We start from the raw sequence: 25,666 nt of genomic DNA, 5'->3' as shown, positions 1-25,666 counted from the left end.
CGTTATTCTCCGGCAAGCAGTTGCGGCAGATAGGCAGCCGGATGGGAGGCGGGCACCGGCGTCAGGATGGCGTCTTCCTGCACAAAGAGCGTGCGCAGGAGCCGCATCGCCTCGTAGACCTGTCCCTCGGCGACCATCCGGTCGATCTGTTTCAGGTCCGCCCTGATCGCATCGGATTCGAAGGATTCGATCAGTCGCGGAAGCGAACTGCGGAACATCGCGCGCGCATCGCCCGCTTCCTGCGGGCTCATCAGGATGATCTGCACGATGAAATAAAGCTGCCGCAAAGGCGTCGTGGCGGCTTCGGGCTGCATGACGTGATTTTCGAGCAGGAACTGAACGTCGTTGAGGAATTCGAGCGAAACCTTCCGGTCCGTCCGGATCACGGCGCCGTTGACGTAGATCTTCTCGCCCGGCTTCAGCGTGATCTTGAACGTGTTCTTCATTGCAATCCGTCCCGGATGATCTCCGAAACCTCGATCAGCCCTTCGAAATTGTCCGAACGGCCCTGCCGGATTTCCTCGCCTTCGCGCAGCACCCACAGCCCGATGGAAATCAGATTGGCACGCAGCTCCTTCGGCAGCGCGTTTTCGCTGCTGCCCAAATCCTCGATGAAGGTCGTCCAGACGCGATTCATGAAATAGATCGCTTCGATGGACTTTACCGAGGGGGTGCCGGCATCGCGCGCCTCGATCAGAAGGTCGATCGAACGCGCCAGCACCTGCTTCTCGCGATCGCGGGCGTCCGCGACGGAATCGGTCTGAATGTCAGCGTAGGCGAATTGGTACATCAGTTTGCCGATCTTTGTATGCGTTGGACTGCGTTCGGGGTCGTCATTACAGGTATTTGAGCAGCGATATCTGCTGGATTCTCGTGGTCAAAAGAAGTGCCGCGTCGGCCTGAGCGATGAGCGCGGTCAGCCGTGTTCCCGCTTCGTATTCATCGACGCCGATCATGTCGCGCTGCATGTTGGTGAACAGATCGGCCTGCATGGACAGGCGCTCGCTTGCCTGGCTGACGCGGCCTTCCACGATGCCGAGAGACGCGCGGCTGGCCGTCATCTGGTTCATGCCTGCTGCGGTCCAGGTAATGGCGCGTTCGTTCATGGCGCGCATGGCATCGGGGCCGATACCGGCTTCGGTCAGCGTCAACATGGCCGCTGCCGCCATAGAAAACTGGCGAAGCCCGATGTCGTTTACCGTCACCGAAGTCTGTGCGGTTTCATTCAGCGTAATCCGGCTCGTGATCTGCTGATCGCTTGCCTGCGACCATGCATCCTGCCAGCCGTCGCCGCTCATGTGCGTTTCAAGCTGATCGAGAAACTCGCCGACCTGATCCGGGGTCAGTGCCGACGGCTCGGGGTTTCCGATCGAAGCCAGAAAGTCGCCGAACCACTCGTCCATTGCGGCACGGGAGGAAGAATCGGGCGCAAGGAAGTCGTCGAACGGACGTATGTCGGTATTCGTGCCTGCGAAGATGAACTCCCCCGCGATGGTCGTGTTGGCGGCAGACGCCATCGTCGCAAGCATGGTCGATGCCTGGGTCTGAAGAACCTTGGGATCGAGCGTTCCGCCGATCGACGTGGTCAGCGTTTCCATGAATGTCTGCGCGTAGTCGTGGACCTGTCCCATCGCTTCCTGCGATGCGACCATCCGGGAGGATACGATTGCGTTCGTGTCCTTGATGTTTTGCAGGCGTGCGATATCGCGATCGAGCGACACCGACTGGCCCGTGCGGATACCGATATGCAGTCCCCGATCGGCAACCTGGCCAGTGACGACCTCTTTTTGCGCCTTGATCATCTCGGCCTGTGCGCGCGCCACCTGAAGGCGGAGTGCCTGGCTGATTGCGTTCGTGGATACGGACGTCATCTTCATGGAGCTTACCTTACCGTCGCCATCAGCGTCGCGAGCATTTCATTGACAACCTGGAGAAGCTTGGCCGATGCCGCGTAGGACTGCTCGAGATCGAGAAGCCGGGCGAGTTCCTCGTCCATATTGACGCCGGTCTTGTTCGACAAAGCTTCCGAGGTGCGTGCGAGCATCGCCGCCTTCTTCTCGGTTGCCACGGACGACAACTGGCGACCATCCTCCAGCCACGAGATCGAGCCCGTCGCGAAGGCGGACAGGCTGGTCGCGCCTTCGACCCCGGTCCCTGGAGCAAAGCTCCGCTCGGCGGCGAACGTGTCGATGAAACGTTGAACCTGCCCGGCATAGCCGGCATTGTTGTCGGGGTTGGCATCGATCGTCGCGCCGTCGCGCAGGGCGAGCGGATTGTCCCGATAGGCGGTATTGATCTGGACGAGCCCAGCCAATCCGACGGTCAGGTCGGTCGGTATTTCGCCTTCCGCCAGGGTCGCGTTGCCGGGCCATGTGAAAAGGCCGGCAATCTCGCTCGTGGCATCGAATTCCTTGAAGCCGTCGATGAGTCCGCGCGCGATTTCGTCCAGTTGCTCCTGCATCTTCGGGGCGATTTCGTCGCGCAACTGAATCAGAGCGCCAAGCGAACCGCCCGCATCGGTATCGCTGCCGGTGCCCGAGGCAAGCTGAACGCCCTCGATGAAGACCTGATTGCCGCCGGTGCCGGGTGCATGGATCGGCGTCGGCTCATAACTCGCCTGACGCGCGACGGTCTCGAACAAAGTGATGCCGTCGCGTGAAAAGACGACCATGTCGTTGTCGCCGTGCACATGTGTCGTGACGGGCACGATTTCCGCGATCTGTTTGACGATGGCGTCGCGCTGGTCGAGCGCTTCCGATGCATCGCGCTTGAGCCGCGTGGCCGTCACGACGTCGCCATTGACCTTTTCCAGATCGTTCAAAAGCGTGTTCAACCGATCGACGGACTGCTTGATCTCGAGATCGGCATCGCTGCGCAATTGCTGGACCGCTGCGCTGCCCTCGTTGAGCGAGCGGACGACGTCCTCAGCCGCATTGACGGCAGCCTGGGCAAGGCTCCTGTCTCCGGGCGAGGCAGAGTATGTCTGCAACGCTGTTTGCAGGGCGCCCATGCGCATGGCGGGTGACGTCGCGTTGTCGACCCCGTTGACCGTCACCGACAGGCGCTCGAAACCCGCCATCAGCGTGCTTTGCGCATGCCAGGCGGAAAGGGCGTTGGTGTTCTGGCGCATCAAGGCGGCATCTGCCGCCCGCGTGATCGATACGACGCGTGCGCCGGGTGCGGTGCTGATCAGCATCGCATCCCGCCGCGTGTAGTCGGTATTGTAGACGTTCGTAATGTTGCGGGAAACGACGCTCGTCTGCCGCGACGTGTTGGCCAGCGACGATTGAGCGGTATAAAGAACGGACGATAGCGACATTTCCCCACTTCCGCCGGGCGATTAGCCCGGTCCTAGCGCTTCAGGTTGACAAGAACGTCCAGCAATTCGGAGCCGGTCTGGAAGACTTTCGAATTGGCGGTGTAGTTGCGCTGCGATTCGATCATGCTCGTCAGTTCCTCGGCGATATCGACGTTGGAGCCTTCGAGCGCGCCGGAGACGATCTTTCCGTAGTTGCCGTTGTCGGCAAATCCGATCGTGCTTTCGCCCGACCGCTGGTTTTGCTGAAAGACGTTGCCTGCCAGAACGGCGAGATTGTCGGGACTGGCGACACGGGCAAGAGGTATCTGGAACAGGAACCGTGACGCGCCGCTGTCGCTCAACGCGGTGACGCGTCCGTCCACCCCGATCTCCAGCTCATCGGGCGTTCCCGCAGGAAAACCGTCGATGGATGCGGGAATGGCTTCATAGCCGGTGGCAAGCTGCGTCGTTCGTCCGAAGTCGAAGGTGACCTGCTGCCCGGTCGCTGCATCGACTTCGACCTGGATCGGGCCGACGGGCGGATCGAGGAAGCCGTTTTCGTCGAAAGAGAGCGTCAGCGTTTCATCGCCGACGTCCACTTCCCATTCATTCTCGCCGATCCGTCGGTATTCGATTTCTACCGGGATCTGCTGGCCCTGACCGCCGTAAGCGGTGACGGTGCGGGTAAAGCTCGTCGCGGTTCCCTGTGACGGCAGGTTGGCCGTGATGGTCGCCACGGTCGAAGCTTCGGCGCTCGGAGTCGTCCTGTCGACCTGCGCCCGTGCCATCGTCCCATCGGCATTGACCGCCATCAGGTAATAGCCTGCGGCATTGACCATATAGCCGTCCTTGTCCTCGACGAACGAGCCGGCGCGGGTCAGGAACTGGTTGACGCCACCTGCGTCGGTGACGACGAAGAAGCCATCGCCCTGAACGGCGAGATCGAGTCCGGAGTTGGTGAACTGGAGAAGGCCCTGATCGGCGATCGACGTGCGGATCGTAGTCTTGACCGCGCCCGAACTGTAGCTGCCCTGACCGCTCGGCAGGACCAGTGTGGAAAATTCGGTCGAGGAGCGCTTGTAGCCGGTTGTACCGGAATTCGCGATATTGTCGGCAACCGTGCCGAGCCTGTTCGACTGCGCATTCATGCCCGATACGCCGGTGCGCATCATTCCGTAAAGGCTCATTTCGATCTCTCCGATGTTCGCGGTCTGCCTTCGGCCATAATAGGGTGGACGACTTGCGCGAGCCTGACGGCGGGGAGCGGGCCTTTGTCAGCCGACGAGCTGGTAGCCTAGGAACCGCTTGGAATCGATCGGGTCTTCGCCAAGGCGCTCGCGCAGCTTCTTGCGCAGCTTCGAGATATGGCTTTCGACCACGTTCTCCTCGACGTCCTCGTCGAACACGCCATAGATCGCGTTGAAAATCTGCGTCTTGGTGACCCGGCGACCGTTGTTGCACGCCAGATATTCCAGGATGCGCCGCTCGCGGCGCGGCAGCGGCAGGGCCACGCCGGCCACCTGCGGGTCACGTCCATCGAGGAAGATGCGCAACTGGCCGATGTCGGTATGGGCGGCTTCGTCCTGCGCACGGCGGCGGATCGCGGCGATGCGGGCCAGGATTTCACGAATATGGATCGGCTTGCGAACGACGTCGTCGACGCCGGCCTCGAACAGCTTCAACGTGTTCTCAAGCGATGGCTGTTCCGAAAGAGCGATGACCGGTGCACTGGTGCGATCGCGGATACGGGTCGGCGAGGCGATCTCGGTGTCGCATTCGCCCAGAAGGACCGCGCGCACCGCGCCGATATCGTCATCGGCCGCGCTTTCGACCCAATCGCCGAATTCGCGTGCGCCGAAACCGACGCTTGCCACCCCTTCCCTGTTGAAAAGTGAGTGATAGCCGTCCTTTACCAGGTCGCGCTCGTCTACGATCACTATCATCGGCCCGCCTCCGAATCACTTATTAAATCTCGCACGTTATGGTTAACGCTTCGTGCGAATCAGGGCCAACCTCGAAATCTTATAGATAGGAATTGGGGATTCGGATTCGGGCGGGTTTCGGCCGCCCGACCGTGGCATGTCCTAGATGAAGACGCCCCGGCGGTCTGGCGTCGGTTGAACGTCGCCTTCCGTGCTGTGCCCGCCGCCGCCGCGGGCAGGCCCTTTGCCCTGTTCGCGCGCGCCTTCACGATTTGCGGCTTCATCGGCAAAGCGTTCGTTGCGATCGAAATTGCCGGCCTGCTGATCCGGCTGCTGGGCCGTAGGCGACGATGATTGCGTGACGGTCACGCGATCGACTTCGATGCCGAGCCCGCGCAGGGCCTTGACGATGTCATTGCTGTCGGTGGCCAGCCTGGCTGCGGCGTCCCGCGTCTCGGTCTGGAGTTCCACCGCCATCGCGCCCCCTTGCAGCGAGAGCTTGGCGGTCACCATGCCGAGTTCGAGCGGGTGCAGCTGTATCCGAAGAATCCGCATCGGCTCGATGGACTGCTGCTGCACGCCCGTCTGGGCGACTGGACGCGCCATTTCCGGCGCGTGCTCGCTCAAGACGGTCAGAACCGTACGTGCAGGTGTTTGCAACTCCATCGAAGGGGCGGGAACCGTCTGCACGGAAACCGAACCTATCTGCGTGGACGAAAGGCGCGCAACGCCGGTATCGGGGCGTTCGTCGAACCGCTCGACGGTTGCCTGCATCCTCGCGGTCGGGCGTTTGTCGTTAACCGTCCCGGCCGAGGTTTCTTGCGGCTCGGCGGGTTGAGGAGTTGCGGAATTTTGCGCCGAAACGGCCGCCTCGCGTATGGTCCGGATGTTGTGGGCGGCATCTGTGGAGCGTGCCTCGTTGCCGCTCGCCGTCCGGCCCGCATTTTCGTCGATTACCCGCGCGCCGCGTACCGGCTGAACGGCCGCCAGTTGACGATCTGCGTTCGTGCCTTCGTCGCCCTGCGGCAGCTCACTAGGTGCTGCGGGCAGCGCCACGATTTCCGTTTCTTCGACGGGGGCGATTTCTGCTGCCGCGCCAGTCTCTTCAGGGTTCTCCACTGTGTCGTGGCCTGGCATGCGCAGCGACAGCCAGTCGATGCTCATCCGATCGATCATTCGAAGAGCCTTCGAGCGCTCGTGGTCTTCCGGATCGATATTCCGATGCTCCTTCAGATCAATCTTCGGCATGTCGAACTCGAGAAGGCCAGAACGATCCGCAATCGCAATCTCGTCGCCTTCCCCGTCCGTGCTGATGATGCCCGATATCTCGGCCTCCAGAAGATCGCCGAAACCGCGTTCGCCGTCAGGTGCTGGTTTTGCGTGTCTCGTGTCGGCCTGCCGGTTGGGTGCGGGCATCGCGGCAATATCGTTGAGGCGCATCAATTCGAGTCCTCCAGAAGACGATCGATCGCGTCGAGCTTGGCGCGGGTCGAGGTGATGTAGGTTTCCGTATCGTCGGACGATTGCTCGCCTGAACCGATCGGCGTGTTGCTCGCGGACGCCGGCTCTACGACGCGGCGCGCGACGCCGGTTGCGGCATCCAGAAGGGCGCGATCGCCTTCCGACAACTGCGCGCGATCTATCGATTGAAGCGTCGAAAGCGTATCGACGACGCCCGGTTCGGTGACGCCGCCTAGATTGGAATAAAGAAGCGCACGGGGATCGTCGGCCGGCGCTTGGCCGGACAGGCGGGCGGCAAAGGCGATCATCGCCGGATCGTTGCTGATCGCGGCGGCGCGCGCCATGCGAAGCGCGATGGTCTCGGCCTGTTCGCGGCTCATCCAGGAGAGGATGTCCGCCATCCGGGAGGCGTCGAGTTCGGCGTACAGCACCGCCATTCCCGACACGAAGGTTTCGGCGAACTGACTGGCATAGGGAGAGCGCAGGAACCGGCGTACATAGGCCGACGCCACCTGTGCGAAGATATCGGCGTTTCCTGTGGTCACGCTGATCGGAAGAGAGCGGCGCAGCGCGGCCTCCTCGACCAGCGTGCCGGGTGCCAGAAGTCTCGCGGTCTCGAAATCGGCCAGTGCCGCATCCGGCCGCTCGCCGGTGCGAACCGTGCCGCGAACGAGCGAGACGAAAGGCGCATGATCGCCGAGCGCACGCGGCTCGAAGGTGTCGAGGCGCGCTTGCGCATCGGCGAAATCACCGCGCAGATACGCGCCTATCGCATCGGCGAGCGGTCTTGCAGGATGGTCCGGATCGAGCTTGGAAAACGTCATCGCCACGGTGACCGGATTTCCGCCGCTCATGGCGTAGATGAGCAAGGCCGACAGGTTTCGGGGTTCTTCGAAATCTTCGGACGTGGCGGAGCGCAGCCGCGCATCGGTCATTTCCAGAAGCTTGCGCTGCATGGGCAATGCGGCATGATCGCCATTGGCGATGCGATCCTGAACGAGCGCGAGCGAACGGATCATCTGAAACGGCTGCAACTCCGCATCCGCGCGGGCCGCGTGCAAGGGCAGCGCGACGACCGTAAGACCCAGCGTCAGAAGGATCAGCGCCCGTTTCATCCGTCGATCTCGAGAAGGATCTCGATACGCCGGTTGATGCCGTCATAAGGGTCTGCCGGGTTCTTCAACTGACGATCCGCGTAGCCCGAAACCTCGCCGATGCGCGTCTCGTCGAGACCGCCGCGCACGAGCATGTAGTAGGCGGAGTGCGCGCGGGCGCTCGACAGGCGCCAATTGTCGTATTCGGCATTGCGGAACGGGCGCCCGTCGGTATGGCCCATGACGGCGACCTTGCCGGGACGGGCGTCGAGGGCAGCCCCCACTTTTTCCATCGCCCGCACGAGTTCGCCCACCGGCACGGCCGAACCGACCTGGAACATGCCGTATTCCAGATCGTCGGTCAGCGAGATCAGGATGCCCTCGTCGATGGCGGTGACGCTGATCGTCTCGTTGAGACGGCTATCCTGGCCGAACGCATCGGCAAGGTCGGCGCGCAGGGATTGCGCGAGTTCGTCCGCGCGCTCTTGCGCGGAATCCTCGCCGACGTCATTTGCCTGATCATCGCTGACCGCATCGTTCGGTTCCGGCAAGGCAAGCTCGGCGACGTCCGTGCCGTCATTTTCCTCAGCAACCGGTACATCGACGAGTGGGGGTGTTTGCGGCAACGGCTCCTCGATCGCCAACGGTTCGGCGTCGGGTATTGGCGGAACGGCCACCTGTTCGGACCAGAAATCGGGCGCGAACGGATCGCGATAGGATTCGCCGCCCTGCGCGCCGGTCGCCGGTCCCGACGTCTGTGCGCCGCCGTCGCCGCGCGAGGACACGTTCTGCAACGTCGCTGTCTGCTTGGCGATTTCGGCGAGAACCGCGAAGGGATCGGCAAAAAGGTTCGCGTCGCTGGTATCGTCTTCATACTGGCCGGGTGCGCTGCCGTGCTGCGCGGGACCGGCATTCTGGTTTCGGTCGCCGGCGGGGTTCTCGTTCTGCCAGCCGGGGGTTCCCTGAACGGCATCGTTGTTGGGTTGACTTTCGCGCTGTGCGTTCGGAGTGGAACGTTGCGGCAACGGATCGGCCAGTCGCATCGGATTGAAGTAGCTCGCGACGGCGGCCTTGGTTTCCTCTGTGGTCGCGTTGACCAGCCACATGACGAGGAAGAAGCACATCATCGCGGTCATGAAATCGGCGAAGGCGATCTTCCAGACGCCGCCATGATGGCCGTCATCACCGTCGTCGCGGCGGCGCTTGACGATGATGATCTCGCGCTTGTTGTCGTCGCCGTCGGGCATACTCATGCGATGACCTCGGCCAGGGCGCCTGACCATTCGGCAAGCCGCGTTTCATAGACGGTCTCATCGACCGAAACCGAAAGATCGGCGTTCGGCGCATCGACGAAACGCATGCGCTCGGCATGATCGCCCATCGCCTTGCGCAGCGGCTCATAAAGTGAAGCGGGGCCGCGCACCGTGATCCTGACGGTCTCGCGATCCTCGATGGCCGCGCGCAGGACGGTTTCCATCCGCTCGATGGAGCGCTTGCGAAGATCGTCCGAAAGAACACCGGAAATGAGCCGCGCCGCTGCCGCCGTGGTCACGAGCGTCACCCGGTCTTCCAGTTCCTGAAAACGTGCGGATATCGCCGCGCCCATGGTTGCGGCGAAATCCTGTGAGACGGTTTCCAGTTCCAAGCGGTGTGCTTGCGCAAGGCGTTCCAAATCGATCTCGTGCTTTTCCTGAAGGCTGGCCGTCATGCGTGCCTCGGTGTCGGCGACGGCGTTGTCCAGCCGGACCTGCCATTCGACGTCGCCGGTCAGCGATCCGCGCGGCTCAGATGCCTGCTGCGTGCGAGGCGGCGTCCTGGCGGCAAACACCGCCACGGCGGGGCCGAAATCCGGCAGGGCCTCGGCGAGCGAGCGTGAACGCATCATGCGGCCTCCTTATGCGCCCATTTGCGGAGAATCTGCGCGGTGCGTTCCTCGTTGAGATCGACCATGCGCGCGAGACGCTCCTGCGGGTTCGGCCTCAGCTTGCGGCGCAGATCGTCGGAGACGTTCGAGGTCGCCGGGCCGGGCAGGGCCTGCGCGGCTTCGCTTTGGCCGTCTGCCGGCGCGGGCAGGCTGTTCTGTACGTCGTCGAAGGACGGTTCCGTGGCCGGCTGTTTCGTCAACGCCGCCGTCAGCGGGCGCAGGCCGAAGAAGGAGAGCAGGAACACTACGACGACGAAGGCGAGCGCGTTGATCATGGTGCCGGTGTGGCGGCCGGCCGCTTCCAGCCAGCTTTGCGTGATCGGTTCGACGCCAGCAAGCCCGTCCATGAACTCGACCGACGAGACGGTGAGGATATCGCCGCGCTCTTCGCTGAAACCGGTCGCCGACGCGACGACGTTGCGGATTTCGGCGACGCGGGCCTCGATCTGCTCGGCTGCCGCGCTCTCGCCCAGAACGGCCGCGATGCGCGCCTGGTTGACGACGACCGCGATCGACATCTTGGACACGGAATAGCCGTTCGAGACGGTGGCGATGCGCTTGGAATTGATCTCGTAATTCGTCGTTTCCTCGCGACGCTCGCGCTGTTCTGACGATTCGGGGCCGGCACCGGGCGAAGCCTGCTCTTCGGGCAGGTTCTGCTGGACCGAGGTCGAAGGCGAGGCTTCGCGCTGGTTCGACTGGTCGTTGGTGCGCACGACCTGCATGGAGCGCTCGACGCGGGATTCGGGATCGAAGATCGTCTCCTCGATCTGGCGCGCATCCGTGTTGACCTCCGCCTTGACCGAAGCGCGGAAATTGTCGTTGCCGAGATAGGGCGCGAGCGCGCGGCGGATATTGTCCTCGACCTGCGCTTCGACGGAACGCTCGATGCCCAGCGCACGCGTCAGCGCCATGTTGTTCGGATCGTCGCCGGCCGCCAGCAGCGTGCCGCCCGAATCAAGCACGGTCACGTCCTCGACCGAAAGGCCCGGCACGGCGGCCGAGACCATGTGGCGGATCGACATGGCAGCCTGCGTCGCGTTCGTGCCGGCAGTGCGGATGACGACGGAAGCGGACGGGCGCTGTTCCTCGCGGCGGAAATTGGCGCGCTCCGACATGACGATGTGGACGCGCGCCGCCTTGACGCCGGTGATCGACTGGATCGTGCGGGCGATTTCGCCTTCCAGCGCGCGCACGCGCGTCACCTGCTGCATGAAGGAGGTCAGGCCGAAGGAGCCGACATTGTCGAAGAGTTCGTAGCCCGCATTGGCAGAGGTCGGCAGGCCGCGCTCGGCGAGCAGCATGCGGGCCGGGCCGGTGCGGCCGACGGGAACGAGGACGGTGGTGCCGTCGCTGGCGACGTCGAAGTCGATGCCGTTCTCGCCCAGCACCATGCCGATCTGGTTGATGTCACCCCGGTCGAGGCCGACATAGAGCGTCTCGTAGGTCGGCTTGTTCAGATAGATCGAGGCGATGATGATCGTCGCGACGATGAACGCGCCGACGCCGCCCATGATGGCGAGCTTCTGCGGCCCGAAAGCCTTGAGATTGTCGAGAAGAGTATTGAGTTGTTGGGGCAAAGGTCTCGCGCTCCGGCAGTACGGGTTGCGAAGACCTTAGGGTTTCAAGCTTGTGCGAAAATGAAATCGGGCCGCGACAAGCGCGGCCCGATCCAAGGTCAGAAGTCGTGAAGCTCTTAGCGGAAGAGCGACAGGATGTTCTGCGACGACTGGTTGGCGATCGAGAGCGCCTGGATGCCGAGCTGCTGCTGCGTCTGCAGAGCCGAAAGGCGAGCCGATTCGGCGTTCATGTCGGCATCGACGAGCTGTCCGACGCCGCGTTCGATGGCGTCCGAGAGCTTCGAGGTGAAGTCGGCCTGCATATCGATGCGCTTCTTCGAAGCACCAAGCGTGGAGGCAGCTTCCGTCATCGACGTCAGAGCAGTCTCGACAGTGCTAAGGAAGGCTTCGATGGCAGCGTCATCTGCTGCTGCGCTGATGCCGGTATCGTCCATGGCATCGAAACCTGCCAGAAGGCCGGCGAAGGTGCCGTCTGCTGCCGTCAACTGTGAATCAGCGGCGACGACGGCAAGCTTTTCAACGGTAACGGTGCCGTCAGCGGCGCGGTTATACGAAGAAACGATGCTGAGGTCCGCCGTCGCGTCACCTGCGTTGGCGAGCAAGTTCGAACCGGCGTAGTTTGCGGACTGTGCGATGCCTGCGAGCTGACCGAGGAACTCCGAAACTTCCGTCTGGATTTTTTCGCGGTCGCCTGCACTCGCGCCGATTGCAGAGACAAGCTTCTGCTTGATTTCATCGACGACCTCGATCGCGGCATTCATGCCGGTATAGGCCGTGTCCACCTTGCCGGCGCCCAGACCAAGAGAGTCCTGGACGGACGAAATGGCTTTATTATCCGAGCGCATGGTGGTCGCGATGGACCAATAGGCGGCATTGTCCGACGCGCCCGAAACGCGCTCGCCGGTGGCGATGCGGTTCTGCGTGGTCGCCATGTTCTTGTTGGTCAGCGACAGCGTCTGGAGAGCGGTCATCGCCGAAGCGTTTGTGAGAAGGCTAGACATTTTCTAGTGCCCCTGTGTGTGAAAATACTACGGGACATACCGGGCTTTTACCGGTGCGACGGAAACGGCATCATGCCTCGCGATTCACCCCTCTAGGGATCGGTCCGTCGTGCTGGAGCGATTCATAGGGACGATATGTTAACGAGGTGTGACAGCAGGAAATAATATTCAGGAAATCGACCGCACCAGCGAGCCGACGAGCAGGTTCCAGCCGTCGATCAGAACGAAGAACAGGATCTTGAACGGCAATGCCACGACCGTCGGCGGCAGCATCATCATGCCCATGGCCATGGTGATGGTCGCGACGATCAGGTCGATGACCAGAAACGGCAGGACGATCAGAAAGCCGATCTCGAATCCGCGCCGGATTTCCGAGATTAGAAAGGCGGGAACGAGGATGCGCATGTCGACGACTTCGCCCTCCGCGATCGCCTGCCCGCGCTCGACGGCCAGGTCGGCGAAAAGAGCCAGATCCTGCTCGCGCACGTTGCGCAGCATGAACTCGCGGAACGGCTCGGCGATTTCCGAAACGGCTTCCTCTTCCGAAATCTCGTTGGCGATCAGCGGCTGGAGGCCGTTCTGCCATGCCTGATCGAAGGTCGGCGACATGACGTAGAAGGTCATGAACAGCGACAGTGAGATCAGGATCAGGTTCGCAGGCGTGGAGGGCAGCCCCATGCCGGCGCGCAGGATCGACAGCGCGATGACGAAGCGGGTGAAGCTCGTCACCATGATCAGGATGCCGGGCGCGAGCGACAGGACCGTCAATATCCCGAAAAGCTGGATGATCGTGCCGACCGTCGAACCATCGGTCTGGCCGGTCAGCGCGCCGAGATCGAGCGTCTGGGCTTCGGCCGGGCCGGCGAGCCAGAAAAAGGCGAATGCAAAGGCGAGAAACTTCATTCGAACATCAGCGTCCGGATGAGAACGCCCTTCACCTTGCCCTCGGACCGGATGCGCGCGATGTCTTCCAGGTCTGTCTTGAAATGGCGATAGCCCGAAGCGCCCTCGATCTGGTGCGGCTTGACGGTCCGCAGGAATGCGAAGACGTCCTGATGCACCTGTTCGCCCACCAATTCGTCCACTGCCTCGTCAAAGAGCAGCGTCGCCTCCAGCCGTACCCAGACATCCGACGGGGCCGCAAGGCCGGTCGACATGACGGGCATCGGGTAGAGCGCCAGCGCGGATTCGAATTCGCCTGACTCGGCATTCGCGGCGGCTTCGGCAGCGCTTGCGCGCGCTTCTCCGGCTTCGGCGCCGAGCATATTGCCCAGGAACCAGCCGCCGCCGGCTGCGCCGGCCGTCAGGACGAGCAGGACAGCGCCAGTGAGGAGGAGCGAGCCGCCTTTTTTTGCACCGGGCGTCTGGTCGTCGATTGCAAGGGTCACGGCTGTCTTTCCTAGAACGGCAATATGACGTCGGAGACCTGCTGGCCCCATGCCGGCTGCTGGACTTCCGACAGGCGTCCGCGCCCGCCATAGGAGACGCGCGCCTCGGCGATGCGGTCATAGGCGATGGTGTTTCCGGCGCTGATGTCGGACGGGCGCACGATGCCGGCGATGGTCAGGATGCGCAGTTCGGCGTTCACGCGCACTTCCTGCGATCCCATGATCATGAGGTTGCCGTTGGGCAGAACGTCGGTGACGACGGCCGCCACGCGCATGTCGATCCGTTCGGAGCGCTCCGTCGTCCCGCGCCCGACGCTCTGGCTGTTGCCGGCTGCGGTAAGGTCGAGCCCGCCGCCGGTTCCAACGCCGTCCCACTCCGCGCTGCCCGACAAGCCCATCGAACGCGCAGAGGTGCGGCGGCGGTCGGATTCGTTGTTGAGCGCGGCGCGGTCGTTGATCGAGATCATGACGGTCAGGATGTCGCCATTGTCGAGCGCGCGCGCATCGGTGAAGAGGCGGCTTTGACGGTCGTCCCACAGCGAGGAACGGCGCACTTCCGGCGCGGCCGGGTTCGGATAGGTCATGGTCTGGCGCGTGCCGGACACCATACCGTAGCCGACGGGCGTCAGCTTCGGCTCCCGGCCGAGTTCGGCCGTCTGCGCGCAGCCGGCGAGGATGAGGACGGAGAGAACGGCGGCGCCGTGACGCAGGCTCATGAGGGATCCTTCGGGCGCGCGGCGCTCGCCATGACGCTGGTGACGCCGGCGGCTGCCTTGGTTTCCATTTCGTTCATGATGATGCCGGCGCGGCGCGCATCGAGCTTCATCAGGATGCCGGCGGCAAGCTCGGGACCGAGCTCGGTCAGCCGCTCGGCGGCGGCGTCGGGGCGCATGCGGCCATAGATGTCGACGACATTGTCCTGCGCCCTGGCGAGGAACGTCTCGCGACGGCGCAGCCATTCCTCGTATTCGGCGCGTTTTTCCTCGAGCGCGTCGATGCGCGAATCGATCTCCGCCTGGAGCTTGCGAAGTTCCTCGGCCTGAAGCGCATGGCGCTGGTCTCGCGCGGCATCGGCGATATTGGTGCAGAAGCGTTCGACGTCGTTGGACACGGGCGGCGCTTCCTGCGTCGCGGCGGGGCCGGTCAGGACGAGAAGGCCGAGGAAAACAGTCGTGAGGGGGAGATGTTTCATCGCTCGGCCTATTGCACGACCAGTTCGGCCTGCAACGCGCCGGCCGACTTGATGCCCTGAAGGATGGAAATGATGCCGTCCGGCCTGACGCCGAGGCGGTTGAGGCCGGCGACCAGCGTTTCAAGGTTCGGACCGTCGAGAAGCGCGACCTGCGAATCCGGCTGCTCGGCCTCGATCTGCGTGAAGTCCTCGATCGCAGTCCGGCCGTCCGTGAAGGGGTCGGGCTGGACGACCTGCGGCATTTCCGTGATCCGTACCGTCAAGGTGCCGTGGCTGATCGCGACGCGCGCGATCTTCACGTCCTGGCCGATGACGATGGTGCCGGTGCGCTCGTCGATCACCACGCGTGCGGGCGTATCGGTCTGAATGGCGAGGTTCTCGATCTCGGCATAAAAGCGCGCGGTCGAAACGTTCTGCGGGCGGGTGATCGTGACCGTGCGCGCATCCTGCTCGGCGGCGACGGCGGTGCCGAAGCGCTGGCGCGTATAGGCGTTGATCGCGTCGGTGATGCGAACGGCGGTGGAGAAGTCGGGATTGCGAAGCTGCAAGGTCAGCGTCGCGTCGGCGTTGAATGCGCCGGGAACCTCGCGCTCGACGATTGCGCCGTTCGGCACGCGGCCGGCGGTGGGGACGCCTTGCGTCAGCGTTTCTGCTGCGCCCTGCGCGGTAAAGCCGGAGACGATCACGCCGCCCTGCGCCACGGCGTAGATGTCGCCATCGGGTGCGCGCAGCGGCGTCATGACGAGTGTTCCGCCTTGCAGCGAGGCGGCATCGCCCATCGAGGACACGTTCACGTCGATGCGCGAGCCGGACTGGACGAAGGCCGGCAGGTTCGCCGTCACAATGACCGCCGCGACGTTGCGCGAGCGCGCCGATGTGCCCTGCGAAGCGATGCCGAGATTTTCCAGCATCGCGCGGATCGATTGTTCGGTGAAGGGCGAGTTGCGCAGGGAATCGCCCGAACCCTGAAGGCCGATGACAAGGCCGTAGCCGACGAGCTGGTTGTCGCGCGCGCTTTGCAGGGTCGCCACATCCTTGATGCGCGAATTCGCGCCTGCCGGCAGCGTGAGAGCGGCGAAAACGGCGAGCGCGGCGATGAGGAACCGCATCATGATGCCGATATCCGCACGGTGCCGTCCGCCATCACCACGCCGGAGACGATTTGGCCGGAATCGAGATTGCGGATGCGCACGACATCGCCGGCCGAGCCGGGTTGCAGCGGCACGCCCGTTGCCGAAATCGTCAGCGGGCCTTGCACGAAGCGCATTTCGACGGGCTTGCCGGCTTCCACGACATAGGCGTCGCGCAAGGCGGCGTTGAAGACCATGCGGCCGGGCAGGAGCGTGTTGCGCGCCACCTTGCCCGCGACCTGCTCGAGGTCGAGCGCATAGACCGAGGGGTTTGGAAGATTGCGACGCAGGGGTACGATTTCGAGTGCGTCGGCGCCGACCTCCTGTCCCGGATAGATGACGCGCGTCGGCACCACGACCGTCTCTTGCGCGGCGGCGAGCGCCGGGGCGAGAAGGGCGAGGGTAGCGATTGCGATGCCTGTGACGCGACGCGGCATGACGCCTTACCTCATGTTCTGGGAAACGGTCGCCGCCATCTGGTCGGCGGCCTGAATGACCTTCGAGTTCATCTCGTAGCCGCGCTGGGCGCTGATCAGTTCGGTGATCTCGCGAACCGGATCGACGTTCGAGCTTTCGAGATAGCCCTGCTCGATCTTGCCCATGCCCAGTTCGCCGGCCGTGCCTTCCTCGGCTTCGCCGGACGCAGCCGTCTGGCGAAAGAGATTGTCGCCGAGCGGCATCAGGCCGGCATTGTTGGCGAAGCGAACCATGTTGAGCGTGCCTGCCGATTGCATCTCGGCGTTCGCGCCTGCGTCCGCAGGGCGGTAGAAGACTTCACCGGACTGATTGATCTCGATATCAAGCGCGCCGATCGGCAGGTTGAGGCCCGGCATGACGCGATAGCCCTGGATGGTGACGAGTTCACCTTCCGCGTTGAGATTGAACGCACCGGCGCGGGTGTAGACGTTCTCGCCGTTCGGGCCTTCAACCTGGAACCAACCCTCGCCGTTGATGGCGACGTCGAACGTGTTGCCGGTCGTGGCGAACGAGCCTTGCATGTGGACGTTGCGAACGGCGGCCAGCTTCACGCCGAGACCGAAGCTTGCGCCTTCGGGGACGAGGCCGGTATCGGCCCGGTTCGGTACGCCCTGAAGCTTGTCGACCGTATAGAGCAGGTCGGTGAACTCGGCGCGGGCGCGCTTGTAGCCGGTCGTGTTGATGTTGGCGATGTTGTTGGCGATGACTTCCAGATTGGACTGTTGGGCCGTCATGCCGGTAGCCGCGATTGCGAGCGCTTTCATGATGTCGTCTCCGTCAGATCTGCATGCGGCTGATTTCGAGGTAGGAACTCACGATCTTGTCACGGATCGCGATGGCGGCCTGAAGCGACTGCTCGGCGCTCATCACCGCGTCCACCACTTCGCGTGTTTCGAGCCCGCCCTGCATGCCCTTGAAGGACGCCTGCTCGGCGGCCTGCAACTTGCCGATCGTCGCCATGGCGGTGTCGCCAAGCGCATCGGCGAAGTTCTGGCCGATGGTCGGAGCCTGCGCGGGCTGTGCGAAATTCGGTTCCAGCGCCCGCTGCGCGCCCTGAATATTCTGGAAGGCGGGAATGGCAGTCAGCATCAGGTGCTCCGCATCAGGTCGATGGTCATGGAAATCATTTCACGCGCCTGCTTGATGACCTGCAGATTGGCGTCGTAGCCGCGATTGGCCTCGCGCATGTCGGCCATCTCGATCAGCATGTTCACATTCGGCATCTTCACGTAGCCGGCCTCGTCGGCGGCCTCGTGACCCGGCAGGTGTTCCAGCGGGAAGGCCGTGCGATCGTTGGAGATCGAGGAGACGTTGACGAAGGAGCCGCCGGATGCGCGGTCGAGTTCGGCGGCAAAGGTGATCGTCTTGCGCTGGAAGGGATCGGAGCCGGGGACGTTGCCCGTCGACTGCGCGTTCGCCATGTTTTCCGAAACGATGCGCAGCCGCTCGGACTGTGCTCCAAGCCCGGAGGCGGCAACCTTCATCGAAGTGAGAAGCGGGTCCATGCTCAGCCTCTTGTCGTCATCAGATACATGCGGTGGAATGCCTTCACGATGCCCGTGTTGAGTTCGATCCCTCGACGGACTTCGCCGGCCTTCATCAGTTCCTGTTCGATCGTCACCGAATTGCGTCCCGGCAGTTCAGGGCCGGACGGCTCGATCTCGCGAACCTGAAAATTTTGTTCCGTCGCTCCCAGCGACACATGATTGACGTGCGTCTTGTTCAGCCCGACGCGCGTGTTGGCCAGAACCTGCTCGAACGGCTCGACATCCTTGGCGGCGTAGCCGGGCGTGTGCACGTTCGCGATATTGCCCGATACCGCCGCCTGGCGGACGGAAAGCCATTTGGCCTGTTCGGAGGCTAAAGAGAACAGGTTGACTGGTTGCATGACGGTCCCTCGATCTTGACGATGAACCTAGCCATCCAGTCTTGCGTCAGCCTTGCGCGCTTCACCGCGCCGAAACGACGCCGCCGTTCGAGTTCACGAGTACCCATTCGCCGTCGCGCTGCTCGATGGACATGGCCCGGGTCGCGTCGGGCAGGGTCGAACCCGGCTGAACGACGAAATAGCCGCCTTCGTCCTCGATCATCGCCCGACCGTTGGCGATATGGACGATCCGGTAGGGGACGGCGGCGGGCTTGGGAAACGGCTGGTCGACCACGACCGGGCGCGGCGCATCGACGACGGCGGAAGCCGTCGTGAAGAGGTCGAGCTCCATGATCGGGAAATCGTCGGGGGTCATCGGCTCCGCCGCGATGGGCTGGCTCTCATCCATGCTCGCGACGCCGCCGGGCGTCATGTTGCCCGAAAAGCGCATTTCCTGAACGCCGAACTGTTCCTGATTGTAGAACACGTACCAGGGAAAGGCCGCGCAGGCGAAAGCGAGGCCAAGGCCGCCGAACGTGATGGCGATATCGCCTTTCGACAATCCGCGACGGTGCATGAAGCTCTTCCAGGCTGTTGCCTGATTGTCAGTTGGCGGCGTTGGCACCGGCTTGCTCCCTGGGTTTCAGGCCGATGGCGAGATCGGCGAACGGGTCCATCGATGGCCCGTCATGCGGCGTCTGGGCGAGCGCGGCGTAAACCAGCGGCACCTGCCTGACGGCCTGGTCGAGTTCATGGTCGGCACCGGGCTGGTAGCCGCCGAGAAGGCGGATGTCGCGCGTATCCTCGAAGCGGGCGATCAGCGCTTTCAGCATCGTCACCAGCTTGCGCTCCTCCGGATTCCACGCCTTCGGCGCAAGCCGCGAGATGGAGGCCAGCGGATCGACCGGCGGATAGCGGCCCTGTTCGGCGATGGAACGGTCGAGCACGACATGGCCGTCGAGAATGCCGCGCGTCGCATCGGCGACCGGGTCGTTGTGGTCGTCTCCGTCGATCAGGACCGACAGGATCGCGGTGATCGAGCCTTCGCCCACAGGTCCGGGACCGGCGCGTTCCAGAAGTTTCGGCAGATCGGTGAAGACGGATGCGGGATAGCCGCGCGCGACCGGCGGCTCGCCGGCGGCGATGGCAACTTCGCGCAGCGCATGCGCGTAGCGGGTGATCGAATCCAGAACCAGAAGCACACGGTCGCCGCGCGCGCGGAAATATTCGGCGACGCTCATCGCGGTTTCGGGCGCACGGCGGCGCATCATGGCGCTCTCGTCGCTGGTCGAGACGACCGCGACGGTCTTCTTCATGGCCGCGCCGATCGTGTCTTCCAGAAATTCGCGCACTTCGCGTCCGCGCTCGCCGATCAGCCCGACGACGACCGTGTCGAACGCGTCGGCATTGGCGAGCATGGCGAGCAGCGTCGACTTGCCGACGCCCGAGCCGGCGAAAACGCCCATGCGCTGGCCGAAGCAGAGCGGGGTGAAGATGTCGATCACCTTCACGCCGGTGCGAAACCCCTTGTCGACACGCTGGCGCGACATGGCGGCCGGCGCGGCCCTTGCCGTCGCGTCGGTGCCGGGTGCGACAGGGCCGAGCCCGTCGATGGGTCGGCACAGCGCATCGATCGCGCGTCCGCGCCAGGAGGTGTCAGGTGCAAGGCCGAGCGCGCCGACGATCGTGACCGTCTCGCCGACGCCCGCATCGGCTGAACGATCGAAGGGCGAGACCATCACCCGGTTCGCGCTGATCTGAACGACTTCACCGAGGCGCAAGCCTGTACGCGAGCGATGCTCGACCACGTCCCCGAGCCGCGCCGTGCGCGTCAGTCCCTCGACCATGATATGGGTCGCCGTGACGTCCGATACGCGCCCGCCGGTCCGAACGAGATTGCCTGTGTCCGCAAAGCGCATATGGATGCGTTCCAGCGCTTCAAGCGGCGAAACAAGAGGATGTGCGTTCATTTACGCGCCCAGCGCCTTGATCGCCTCGTTGAGCGAGGATTCGGAGTTGCGCGTCAGCGCCGCCATGTTCTCGAAGGCGCGCTGCACCTGGATCAGCCGCGTCATTTCGAGCACCGGATCGACGTTGGAGTTCTCCACAAAGCCCTGCATGATCCCAACATCGGGATCGTCGAGGATCGGCTGTGGCTGGGTGGGTGGCACGACCCCTGAATTGCCGTAGCGGACGAAATCGACGCCGGGCGTGAACTGGAACAGACCGACGCCGCCGACGAGGTTCCCGTTCTGGCGGATCGTGCCGTCGCTTGCCACGACGGGCGGCCCGGCCTGCGGGTCGAGGAGAAGTTCAGCGCCGCCGGCATCGACGACCGGATAGCCTTCGATCGAGACGAGCATGCCGTCGGGCTGGATCGTGAAACGGCCGTCCCGCGTCATCACCATGCCCTGCGGCGTCTGGATGCCGAACCATGCATCGCCCTTGATCGCCATGTCGAGCGGATTGCCGGTTTCCTTCATGCCGCCGCTCTTGGTCGACAGGTAGGTTTCCCCGGTCGAAACGAACGACATCGATCCCTTGCCCATTCCGGTGACAAGATCCTCGAACTTTACGCCCGTCGCGCGAAAGCCGACCGTGCCGGCATTGGCGACATTGTCGGCGATGGTGGTCAGGCGGCGTTCGAGCGCGACCTGCGAGGAAAGGGAGACGTAAAGTCCTGGCTGCAACGGGTCGTCCTCAGCTTTTCATGCGGGCGATGGTGAGAAGAATGTCGCCGGAAATGCCGAACTCCGGCGGCTGGCCGAAGAGAACCGCAGTCGGGCTCAAAGCCGCAGATGACGGGTTGTTCACTTCCCACATAGCGGCGAAGCGGGTCAGGAAACGCCCGAGCTTTTCGGGGTCCTTGAAGTCCTCGATGTCGAGGCGGCTTTCGAAGAACTTGACCTGCTTGTCGATGTCGGCCTGCGCGAACGCATCGGGAAGGCCGAGCGCGGCGCGCACGACCTGACCTAAAGCACGGTCGCCCAGCACTTCGTACCAGCTGGTGATCTCGCTCGCCTTGCGTTCGAAGTAGAGCGCAAGGCGCACGCCCTCGTTCTGGTTGCCGGCGTCTTCTTCCAGCGTCTGGCGCATATAGGCGCCGACGGCGCCGTTTCCGGCTTTCGTGTAGGTGGTCGCCTCGGCTCCGCGTTCGGCGAAGTTGTAGGCGCGCGCGAAGGCGATGAGTTTGGCTTCCTCGTCTTCGTCGGCAGCAAGTGCTGCCGCGTTTTCGGGGCCTGCCTCGAGGACTTTTTTCAGAAATTCCTTATCGTCGGCGCGCTCTTCCAGCCCGTGCGCCAACAGCGCGTAATCAAGCAGCCGATCGTTCGCCAGAAGGCCGTCGATCGATGTGATCGTCGGGATCGTCTTCAGGTAATAGGCAGTCTCTTCCTTCTGCGTTTCGGCTGGGATTTCGCCGGCAGCAGCAGCAAGCGCATAAAGCCCGACCGCACCGTTCTGGGCAGGGTTGTAGCTGGTGGCGGCTTCGCCGTGGCGGGCAAAGTCGAAGACCTTGGCGAATTCGGCGTAGCGCTTGTCAGTGAGCTTGTTGGCGAAGGAATCGGGATCTTCGGTTCCCTCTTCGAGGACCTTGACCATAAAGGCCTTGGCGTAGGCCATGTCCTGCAGGCCGAAGGCCTTCATCGCATAGTTGAAGAGCCGGTAGTCGCCGACGAACTCCTCGATCGACGTGACCTTCGAGATGTTGGCGAGGTAGTGCTCGGTTTCGCGCTTCACCAGAGGCTGCGTCTCGATGCGCGAAAGCGAGCGGTCAAGATTGCGCGTGATGTTCTGATAGCTCGCAAGCGTTCCGATCACGGCCCAAATCCTCGCTGTTCAATGTCTCCCATGAACTGATAGCGGCAACGCCTTGCGCGAAACTGGCAGGCCGGATCGGACGTCGTTCAAGCCTCGCGCAAGGCGGGCTGTTTAGAACGTCGATGCCGGGTACTGCACGGGAAGGATCGTCGTGGGCATTCTTATTGGTTTCATCGTCATTTTCGGTTGCGTGCTGGGCGGATACATGGCCATGGGCGGCCATCTGGGCGTGCTCTATCAGCCATGGGAACTCGTCATCATCGGCGGCGCCGGCGTCGGCACGTTCCTCATCGCCAATCCGCTGTCCACCGTAAAGGATGCGGGACGGGCGACGGTCGAGGCCATCAAGGGGGCGGTTCCGAAGGAACAGGACTATCTGGAAGTCCTCGGCGTCCTGCACAGCCTGATGCGCGAACTGAAGACCAAGTCGCGCAACGAGGTCGAAGCGCATATCGACAATCCGCAAGAATCCGTGATCTTTCAGGCGTATCCGAGCGTTCTGAAAAACCGCGACCTGACCAATTTCATCTGCGACTATTGCCGCATCATCATCATCGGCAATGCCCGTCCGTTCGAGATCGAGGCGCTGATGGACGAAGAAATCCACACCATCCGCCATGACAAGCTGAAATCTTATCATGCGCTGACGACGGTGGGCGATGCGTTCCCGGCGCTCGGCATCGTCGCCGCCGTGCTCGGCGTCATCAAGGCGATGGGCGCGATCGACCAGTCGCCCGAAATCCTCGGCGGTCTGGTGGGCGCGGCGCTCGTCGGCACCTTTCTCGGCATCTTCCTGAACTATGCCGTCGTCGCGCCGATCGCGGCCAAGATCAAGGTCGTGCGCGAGAAGAAGAACCGCCTCTACATCATCGTCAAGCAAACACTGCTCGCCTACATGAACGGGTCTCTGCCGCAGGTGGCGCTCGAGTTCGGCCGCAAGACGATTTCCGCCTATGATCGCCCGTCGATCGATGCAGTGGAACAAAGCACTTTGAATATGGGTGGCGAAGGGGTCAAAAAGGCTGCCTAATCGTCAGGTGATTCTCATCAAGGTTCTGTAATGCCGTCGATGCCGCACACATCAGTGCCCGAGCGCAGCCCGATCGTCGAACGCCTCGTGGGCGAAACCGGCGAGCCGCAGCGCGTCGCCGATACCGCGCGGGCGCTGGCGACGCGGGTGATCCCCCAGATCATGGTCGATCTGGAGGAGCTTGTGTCGTTTCCGCTGGAAATGGAGGTCGAGACGGTCGACGTCGTGCGGTTCGGAGAGGCGCGTCCCAAGCGGCCGCACTTTGAGGCGATGACCATCGTGCCGTCCAAATCCTCGCCCGACGCGCTGGCAATCCTGGCCGATGCCGACCTCGTCGGCCTGCTCGTCGGGGCCGTGTTCGGCGGCGATCCGGACCAGCGTTTCGATCCGATCGACCGCAAGCCCTCGCCGATCGAGCTCGATCTGGTCTCGGTGCTGTTCACCAGCGTGGCGAAAGCGTTCAACGGGTCGGGCGATCGCGCCCTCGATCTGAATTTCCCGCTTGCCGCGCCGGTCAGCGGGGCGGAATTGTCCAAGCTGGCCATGCGCGACGGGCCGGGCGTCAAGATCGCCTTTCGCATTTCGTCAGCCGCAGGGTTCGGAACCTTGTCGGTGACCATGCCGCAGCGCGTGCTTTTGACCCATCGCGCCGACGGCGTTCAGGCGAGCGCCGCGGCGACGCCGACTGCCTGGCGCACGCGCTTCGGCGAAGAGGTGATGCGCGCCAACGTCGCGCTGGAGGCGACGATCCCGCTTTCGAAGATGACGCTCGGCGAACTGACTCAGCTCAGGGTCGGGCAGGTCATCGAGATGCCGAAGGAGGCGCAGGTCAATACGCGCCTGTCAGCCCGGCGCAAGACAATTTTCGTATGTGAGTTCGGCAAGCTGGGGAATCATTTCACGGTTCGTGTCCGTGATCCCTATGATGCGGGCAAGGACTTCATCGACGGTCTGATTTCAGGCTGAACAGGACTGGGGACAAAATGACCAAGGCTCAGGCCGGTACGCCGGAAGACATCGAGGAAGACCAGCTCAACCAGGCAATCGAGGAGTTGCGCGGTGTGCTGAACGAAAGTGAGGATGGCGAAGGGCTTGCCGCGACGACCGCTGCCGCGCCGCGTTCTGCCGCGGCCGCCGCTGCACCGGCCGGCAATTCCGTCATCATGAACATTCCTGTCGACGTGCAGATCGTGCTCGGCTCCACCGAGATGCCGGTCTCCGAACTGATGGCGTTGCAAAAGGGATCGACCGTGGCGCTCGATCGCCGCATCGGCGAGCCTGTCGACATCGTCGTCAACGGCCGCAAGATCGCATCGGGCGAGATCACCGTTCTGGAGGACGATCCGTCCCGCTTCGGCGTCAAGCTGACCCAGATCGTGGACACGACCAGGCAGGGCTGATGAAACACGCCAACGCCACGTCCGAGGATATGCGCACGCCGGCCGATCCGGCGATGCGCGGCCTTTCCAAAGCCCAGAAAGCGGCCGCCATCCTCGTTGCGATGGGCAAGCCCTCGGCGGGCAAGCTTTTGAAGTTCTTCAAGCAGGAGGAACTGAAGGCGCTGATCGACGCGGCGCGCCTGCTTCAGACGATTTCGCAAAGCGAACTGGAGCGGATCGTCGCCGAGTTCGAAAGCGAGTTCACCGAAGGCGCCGGACTTCTCGATTCCAGCGACCAGATGGACAGCCTCCTCAGCGACACGTTCTCGCCCGACGAGGTGGACGTGATCATGGGGCGCGGCAAGCCGGGTGCGAGCGTCGACACGGCCCCGACGATCTGGTCGAAGCTCGATACGATGGAGCCCGCGCGCGTCAACCAGCTTCTTGCCGAAGAGCATCCGCAGACCATCGCGCTCATCTTGACGAATATGAAGCCGCCGGTCGCGGCCAAGGTGATCTTGACTTTCGAGAAGGCGGCGCGAAGCGGGATCATCAACCGCATGCTTTCGCTCAATACGATTCAGCCGGCCGCGCGCAAGCTGATCGAAGGCCAGTTGCAAAGCCGGATCACCGAGCAGTCGAAGAGCAAGAATATCGGAGCGGCGCAGGCACGCGTCGCAAGCCTTTTGAACGAGCTCGACAAGTCCGAACTGGACGAAGTCATGTCCGACCTTGAGGCATCGGGCCAGACGGACGTTGCCGCACTGCGCTCGCGGCTTTTCGCATTCGAGGACATCGTCCGGCTCGACCAGAAGTCGCGCGTCGTGCTGTTCGACGGATTGTCGACCGAAGTCGTCACGCTGGCCTTGAGGGAATGCGACGGCGAATTGCGTGAGGCCGTGCTGTCGGCCATCGGCGCACGGTCCCGGCGCATGATTGAATCGGAACTGGCGACGCCATCGGATGTCGGACTCGGTTCCATCATGGACGCGCGCAAGTCGATCGCCTCCACGGCATTGCGCCTTTCGGGGCAGGGCGTCGTCGAACTGCCGTCACTCGACGCGGCTGCGTGATCGCGGTTAGGGCATTTCCGGTGAAAAGGAT

The 25,666-nt window shown here is 63.2% G+C and carries 30 protein-coding genes; 4 read left to right on the top strand and 26 right to left on the bottom strand.

Annotation, left to right across the window (positions count from 1 at the left end; genetic code table 11):
* Positions 1-2: 2 nt before the first annotated feature.
* The 26 genes from flbT to GTW25_RS17825 form a co-directional block, all read right to left on the bottom strand.
* Positions 3-446 (bottom strand): flagellar biosynthesis repressor FlbT, encoded by a 444-nt coding sequence (flbT, locus tag GTW25_RS17950; RefSeq protein ID WP_252913619.1) that lies wholly within the window; start codon positions 444-446, stop codon positions 3-5.
* Entirely contained in the window at positions 443-790 is a 348-nt protein-coding gene (gene flaF / locus GTW25_RS17945; protein ID WP_252913617.1) for a flagellar biosynthesis regulator FlaF, read from the bottom strand. The genes flbT and flaF overlap by 4 nt, the downstream gene beginning before the upstream one ends.
* Before the next feature lie 46 nt (positions 791-836).
* A complete protein-coding gene (locus GTW25_RS17940) occupies positions 837-1,877 on the bottom strand; it encodes a flagellar hook-associated family protein (protein WP_252913616.1) in 1,041 nt (346 codons plus the stop codon).
* A 5-nt stretch (positions 1,878-1,882) separates the two neighbouring features.
* Positions 1,883-3,319 carry a flagellar hook-associated protein FlgK gene (gene flgK, locus GTW25_RS17935; RefSeq protein ID WP_252913614.1) on the bottom strand — a complete coding sequence of 479 codons (1,437 nt, stop codon included), beginning with the start codon at positions 3,317-3,319 and terminating at the stop codon, positions 1,883-1,885.
* 32 nt (positions 3,320-3,351) lie between these two features.
* Positions 3,352-4,485, bottom strand: coding sequence for a flagellar hook protein FlgE (locus tag GTW25_RS17930; RefSeq protein WP_252913613.1), 1,134 nt, complete (start codon positions 4,483-4,485; stop codon positions 3,352-3,354).
* 87 nt (positions 4,486-4,572) lie between these two features.
* The gene (locus GTW25_RS17925; protein ID WP_252913611.1) at positions 4,573-5,241 is read right to left on the bottom strand and encodes a response regulator transcription factor; all 669 of its coding nucleotides are present in this window, start codon (positions 5,239-5,241) and stop codon (positions 4,573-4,575) included.
* Positions 5,242-5,382: 141 nt separating this feature from the next.
* Positions 5,383-6,396 (bottom strand): flagellar hook-length control protein FliK, encoded by a 1,014-nt coding sequence (fliK, locus tag GTW25_RS17920; protein WP_252913609.1) that lies wholly within the window; start codon positions 6,394-6,396, stop codon positions 5,383-5,385.
* Positions 6,397-6,659: 263 nt separating this feature from the next.
* Positions 6,660-7,796: a MotC family chemotaxis protein gene (locus tag GTW25_RS17915; protein WP_252913608.1), complete on the bottom strand. Its 1,137-nt coding sequence runs from the start codon at positions 7,794-7,796 to the stop codon at positions 6,660-6,662.
* Entirely contained in the window at positions 7,793-9,028 is a 1,236-nt protein-coding gene (locus GTW25_RS17910; RefSeq protein WP_252913606.1) for a MotB family protein, read from the bottom strand. The genes GTW25_RS17915 and GTW25_RS17910 overlap by 4 nt, the downstream gene beginning before the upstream one ends.
* Positions 9,025-9,660 carry a hypothetical protein gene (locus GTW25_RS17905; RefSeq protein WP_252913604.1) on the bottom strand — a complete coding sequence of 212 codons (636 nt, stop codon included), beginning with the start codon at positions 9,658-9,660 and terminating at the stop codon, positions 9,025-9,027. The genes GTW25_RS17910 and GTW25_RS17905 overlap by 4 nt, the downstream gene beginning before the upstream one ends.
* Complete coding sequence (gene fliF / locus GTW25_RS17900) at positions 9,657-11,279, bottom strand: flagellar basal-body MS-ring/collar protein FliF (RefSeq protein ID WP_252913602.1); 1,623 nt, start codon at positions 11,277-11,279, stop codon at positions 9,657-9,659. Before fliF ends, GTW25_RS17905 begins: the two co-directional genes overlap by 4 nt.
* 116 nt (positions 11,280-11,395) lie before the next feature.
* Complete coding sequence (locus GTW25_RS17895; protein WP_252913600.1) at positions 11,396-12,280, bottom strand: flagellin N-terminal helical domain-containing protein; 885 nt, start codon at positions 12,278-12,280, stop codon at positions 11,396-11,398.
* 168 nt (positions 12,281-12,448) lie between these two features.
* A complete protein-coding gene (fliP, locus tag GTW25_RS17890) occupies positions 12,449-13,183 on the bottom strand; it encodes a flagellar type III secretion system pore protein FliP (RefSeq protein WP_252913599.1) in 735 nt (244 codons plus the stop codon).
* Positions 13,180-13,668, bottom strand: coding sequence for a flagellar basal body protein FliL (locus GTW25_RS17885; RefSeq protein ID WP_252913597.1), 489 nt, complete (start codon positions 13,666-13,668; stop codon positions 13,180-13,182). The genes fliP and GTW25_RS17885 overlap by 4 nt, the downstream gene beginning before the upstream one ends.
* Before the next feature lie 11 nt (positions 13,669-13,679).
* Positions 13,680-14,384, bottom strand: coding sequence for a flagellar basal body L-ring protein FlgH (gene flgH, locus GTW25_RS17880; RefSeq protein WP_252913596.1), 705 nt, complete (start codon positions 14,382-14,384; stop codon positions 13,680-13,682).
* Positions 14,381-14,860 carry a MotE family protein gene (locus tag GTW25_RS17875; protein ID WP_252913595.1) on the bottom strand — a complete coding sequence of 160 codons (480 nt, stop codon included), beginning with the start codon at positions 14,858-14,860 and terminating at the stop codon, positions 14,381-14,383. The genes flgH and GTW25_RS17875 overlap by 4 nt, the downstream gene beginning before the upstream one ends.
* An 8-nt stretch (positions 14,861-14,868) precedes the next feature.
* Positions 14,869-15,981 carry a flagellar basal body P-ring protein FlgI gene (locus tag GTW25_RS17870; protein WP_252913661.1) on the bottom strand — a complete coding sequence of 371 codons (1,113 nt, stop codon included), beginning with the start codon at positions 15,979-15,981 and terminating at the stop codon, positions 14,869-14,871.
* Entirely contained in the window at positions 15,969-16,427 is a 459-nt protein-coding gene (gene flgA / locus GTW25_RS17865) for a flagellar basal body P-ring formation chaperone FlgA (RefSeq protein ID WP_252913593.1), read from the bottom strand. Before flgA ends, GTW25_RS17870 begins: the two co-directional genes overlap by 13 nt.
* Before the next feature lie 6 nt (positions 16,428-16,433).
* Positions 16,434-17,231: a flagellar basal-body rod protein FlgG gene (gene flgG, locus GTW25_RS17860; RefSeq protein WP_252913591.1), complete on the bottom strand. Its 798-nt coding sequence runs from the start codon at positions 17,229-17,231 to the stop codon at positions 16,434-16,436.
* Between the two features lie 13 nt (positions 17,232-17,244).
* A complete protein-coding gene (gene fliE / locus GTW25_RS17855) occupies positions 17,245-17,556 on the bottom strand; it encodes a flagellar hook-basal body complex protein FliE (protein WP_252913589.1) in 312 nt (103 codons plus the stop codon).
* Complete coding sequence (gene flgC, locus GTW25_RS17850) at positions 17,556-17,972, bottom strand: flagellar basal body rod protein FlgC (RefSeq protein ID WP_252913588.1); 417 nt, start codon at positions 17,970-17,972, stop codon at positions 17,556-17,558. Before flgC ends, fliE begins: the two co-directional genes overlap by 1 nt.
* Before the next feature lie 2 nt (positions 17,973-17,974).
* On the bottom strand, positions 17,975-18,355 hold the full coding sequence (gene flgB / locus GTW25_RS17845) for a flagellar basal body rod protein FlgB (RefSeq protein ID WP_252913586.1): 381 nt from the start codon (positions 18,353-18,355) through the stop codon (positions 17,975-17,977).
* Positions 18,356-18,416: 61 nt separating this feature from the next.
* On the bottom strand, positions 18,417-18,911 hold the full coding sequence (locus GTW25_RS17840) for a hypothetical protein (RefSeq protein ID WP_252913584.1): 495 nt from the start codon (positions 18,909-18,911) through the stop codon (positions 18,417-18,419).
* A gap of 28 nt (positions 18,912-18,939) precedes the next feature.
* A complete protein-coding gene (gene fliI / locus GTW25_RS17835) occupies positions 18,940-20,304 on the bottom strand; it encodes a flagellar protein export ATPase FliI (protein WP_252913582.1) in 1,365 nt (454 codons plus the stop codon).
* Positions 20,305-21,024: a flagellar basal-body rod protein FlgF gene (gene flgF / locus GTW25_RS17830; RefSeq protein WP_252913580.1), complete on the bottom strand. Its 720-nt coding sequence runs from the start codon at positions 21,022-21,024 to the stop codon at positions 20,305-20,307.
* Positions 21,025-21,034: 10 nt separating this feature from the next.
* The gene (locus tag GTW25_RS17825; protein ID WP_252913579.1) at positions 21,035-22,153 is read right to left on the bottom strand and encodes a DUF1217 domain-containing protein; all 1,119 of its coding nucleotides are present in this window, start codon (positions 22,151-22,153) and stop codon (positions 21,035-21,037) included.
* A 151-nt stretch (positions 22,154-22,304) separates the two neighbouring features.
* On the opposite strand from GTW25_RS17825, the gene motA reads away from it, so the two are divergent.
* From motA to GTW25_RS17805, 4 genes are read left to right on the top strand one after another with little or no spacing between them, the layout of a single operon-like run.
* A complete protein-coding gene (gene motA, locus GTW25_RS17820) occupies positions 22,305-23,183 on the top strand; it encodes a flagellar motor stator protein MotA (protein WP_252913578.1) in 879 nt (292 codons plus the stop codon).
* Between the two features lie 39 nt (positions 23,184-23,222).
* Positions 23,223-24,149 (top strand): FliM/FliN family flagellar motor switch protein, encoded by a 927-nt coding sequence (locus GTW25_RS17815; RefSeq protein WP_252913576.1) that lies wholly within the window; start codon positions 23,223-23,225, stop codon positions 24,147-24,149.
* Positions 24,150-24,166: 17 nt separating this feature from the next.
* Positions 24,167-24,583: a flagellar motor switch protein FliN gene (gene fliN, locus GTW25_RS17810; RefSeq protein WP_252913575.1), complete on the top strand. Its 417-nt coding sequence runs from the start codon at positions 24,167-24,169 to the stop codon at positions 24,581-24,583.
* 29 nt (positions 24,584-24,612) lie between these two features.
* On the top strand, positions 24,613-25,635 hold the full coding sequence (locus GTW25_RS17805) for a flagellar motor switch protein FliG (RefSeq protein ID WP_372493243.1): 1,023 nt from the start codon (positions 24,613-24,615) through the stop codon (positions 25,633-25,635).
* Positions 25,636-25,666 lie beyond the last annotated feature (31 nt).

This window comes from Aliihoeflea aestuarii (genome assembly GCF_024105665.1).
GTDB lineage: Bacteria > Pseudomonadota > Alphaproteobacteria > Rhizobiales > Rhizobiaceae > Aliihoeflea > Aliihoeflea aestuarii.
This window is presented reverse-complemented; position numbering and strand designations above follow the sequence as displayed.

What these genes read in the sequence shown, in the direction of transcription:
- GTW25_RS17895 (WP_252913600.1), bottom strand. Translation starts at nt 12,280, where the DNA reads ATGTCTAGCCTTCTCACAAACGCTTCGGCGATGACCGCTCTCCAGACG.
- fliP (WP_252913599.1), bottom strand. Translation starts at nt 13,183, where the DNA reads ATGAAGTTTCTCGCCTTTGCATTCGCCTTTTTCTGGCTCGCCGGCCCG.
- flbT (WP_252913619.1), bottom strand. Translation starts at nt 446, where the DNA reads ATGAAGAACACGTTCAAGATCACGCTGAAGCCGGGCGAGAAGATCTAC.
- GTW25_RS17805 (WP_372493243.1), top strand. Translation starts at nt 24,613, where the DNA reads ATGCGCACGCCGGCCGATCCGGCGATGCGCGGCCTTTCCAAAGCCCAG.
- flgG (WP_252913591.1), bottom strand. Translation starts at nt 17,231, where the DNA reads ATGAAAGCGCTCGCAATCGCGGCTACCGGCATGACGGCCCAACAGTCC.
- GTW25_RS17815 (WP_252913576.1), top strand. Translation starts at nt 23,223, where the DNA reads ATGCCGCACACATCAGTGCCCGAGCGCAGCCCGATCGTCGAACGCCTC.
- flgA (WP_252913593.1), bottom strand. Translation starts at nt 16,427, where the DNA reads ATGCCGCGTCGCGTCACAGGCATCGCAATCGCTACCCTCGCCCTTCTC.
- fliE (WP_252913589.1), bottom strand. Translation starts at nt 17,556, where the DNA reads ATGCTGACTGCCATTCCCGCCTTCCAGAATATTCAGGGCGCGCAGCGG.
- GTW25_RS17875 (WP_252913595.1), bottom strand. Translation starts at nt 14,860, where the DNA reads ATGAAACATCTCCCCCTCACGACTGTTTTCCTCGGCCTTCTCGTCCTG.
- GTW25_RS17925 (WP_252913611.1), bottom strand. Translation starts at nt 5,241, where the DNA reads ATGATAGTGATCGTAGACGAGCGCGACCTGGTAAAGGACGGCTATCAC.
- fliI (WP_252913582.1), bottom strand. Translation starts at nt 20,304, where the DNA reads ATGAACGCACATCCTCTTGTTTCGCCGCTTGAAGCGCTGGAACGCATC.
- GTW25_RS17930 (WP_252913613.1), bottom strand. Translation starts at nt 4,485, where the DNA reads ATGAGCCTTTACGGAATGATGCGCACCGGCGTATCGGGCATGAATGCG.
- GTW25_RS17910 (WP_252913606.1), bottom strand. Translation starts at nt 9,028, where the DNA reads ATGAGTATGCCCGACGGCGACGACAACAAGCGCGAGATCATCATCGTC.
- flgB (WP_252913586.1), bottom strand. Translation starts at nt 18,355, where the DNA reads ATGCAACCAGTCAACCTGTTCTCTTTAGCCTCCGAACAGGCCAAATGG.
- flaF (WP_252913617.1), bottom strand. Translation starts at nt 790, where the DNA reads ATGTACCAATTCGCCTACGCTGACATTCAGACCGATTCCGTCGCGGAC.
- flgK (WP_252913614.1), bottom strand. Translation starts at nt 3,319, where the DNA reads ATGTCGCTATCGTCCGTTCTTTATACCGCTCAATCGTCGCTGGCCAAC.
- GTW25_RS17905 (WP_252913604.1), bottom strand. Translation starts at nt 9,660, where the DNA reads ATGATGCGTTCACGCTCGCTCGCCGAGGCCCTGCCGGATTTCGGCCCC.
- flgH (WP_252913596.1), bottom strand. Translation starts at nt 14,384, where the DNA reads ATGAGCCTGCGTCACGGCGCCGCCGTTCTCTCCGTCCTCATCCTCGCC.
- GTW25_RS17940 (WP_252913616.1), bottom strand. Translation starts at nt 1,877, where the DNA reads ATGAAGATGACGTCCGTATCCACGAACGCAATCAGCCAGGCACTCCGC.
- flgC (WP_252913588.1), bottom strand. Translation starts at nt 17,972, where the DNA reads ATGGACCCGCTTCTCACTTCGATGAAGGTTGCCGCCTCCGGGCTTGGA.
- fliN (WP_252913575.1), top strand. Translation starts at nt 24,167, where the DNA reads ATGACCAAGGCTCAGGCCGGTACGCCGGAAGACATCGAGGAAGACCAG.
- fliK (WP_252913609.1), bottom strand. Translation starts at nt 6,396, where the DNA reads ATGATCGATCGGATGAGCATCGACTGGCTGTCGCTGCGCATGCCAGGC.
- GTW25_RS17840 (WP_252913584.1), bottom strand. Translation starts at nt 18,911, where the DNA reads ATGCACCGTCGCGGATTGTCGAAAGGCGATATCGCCATCACGTTCGGC.
- GTW25_RS17915 (WP_252913608.1), bottom strand. Translation starts at nt 7,796, where the DNA reads ATGAAACGGGCGCTGATCCTTCTGACGCTGGGTCTTACGGTCGTCGCG.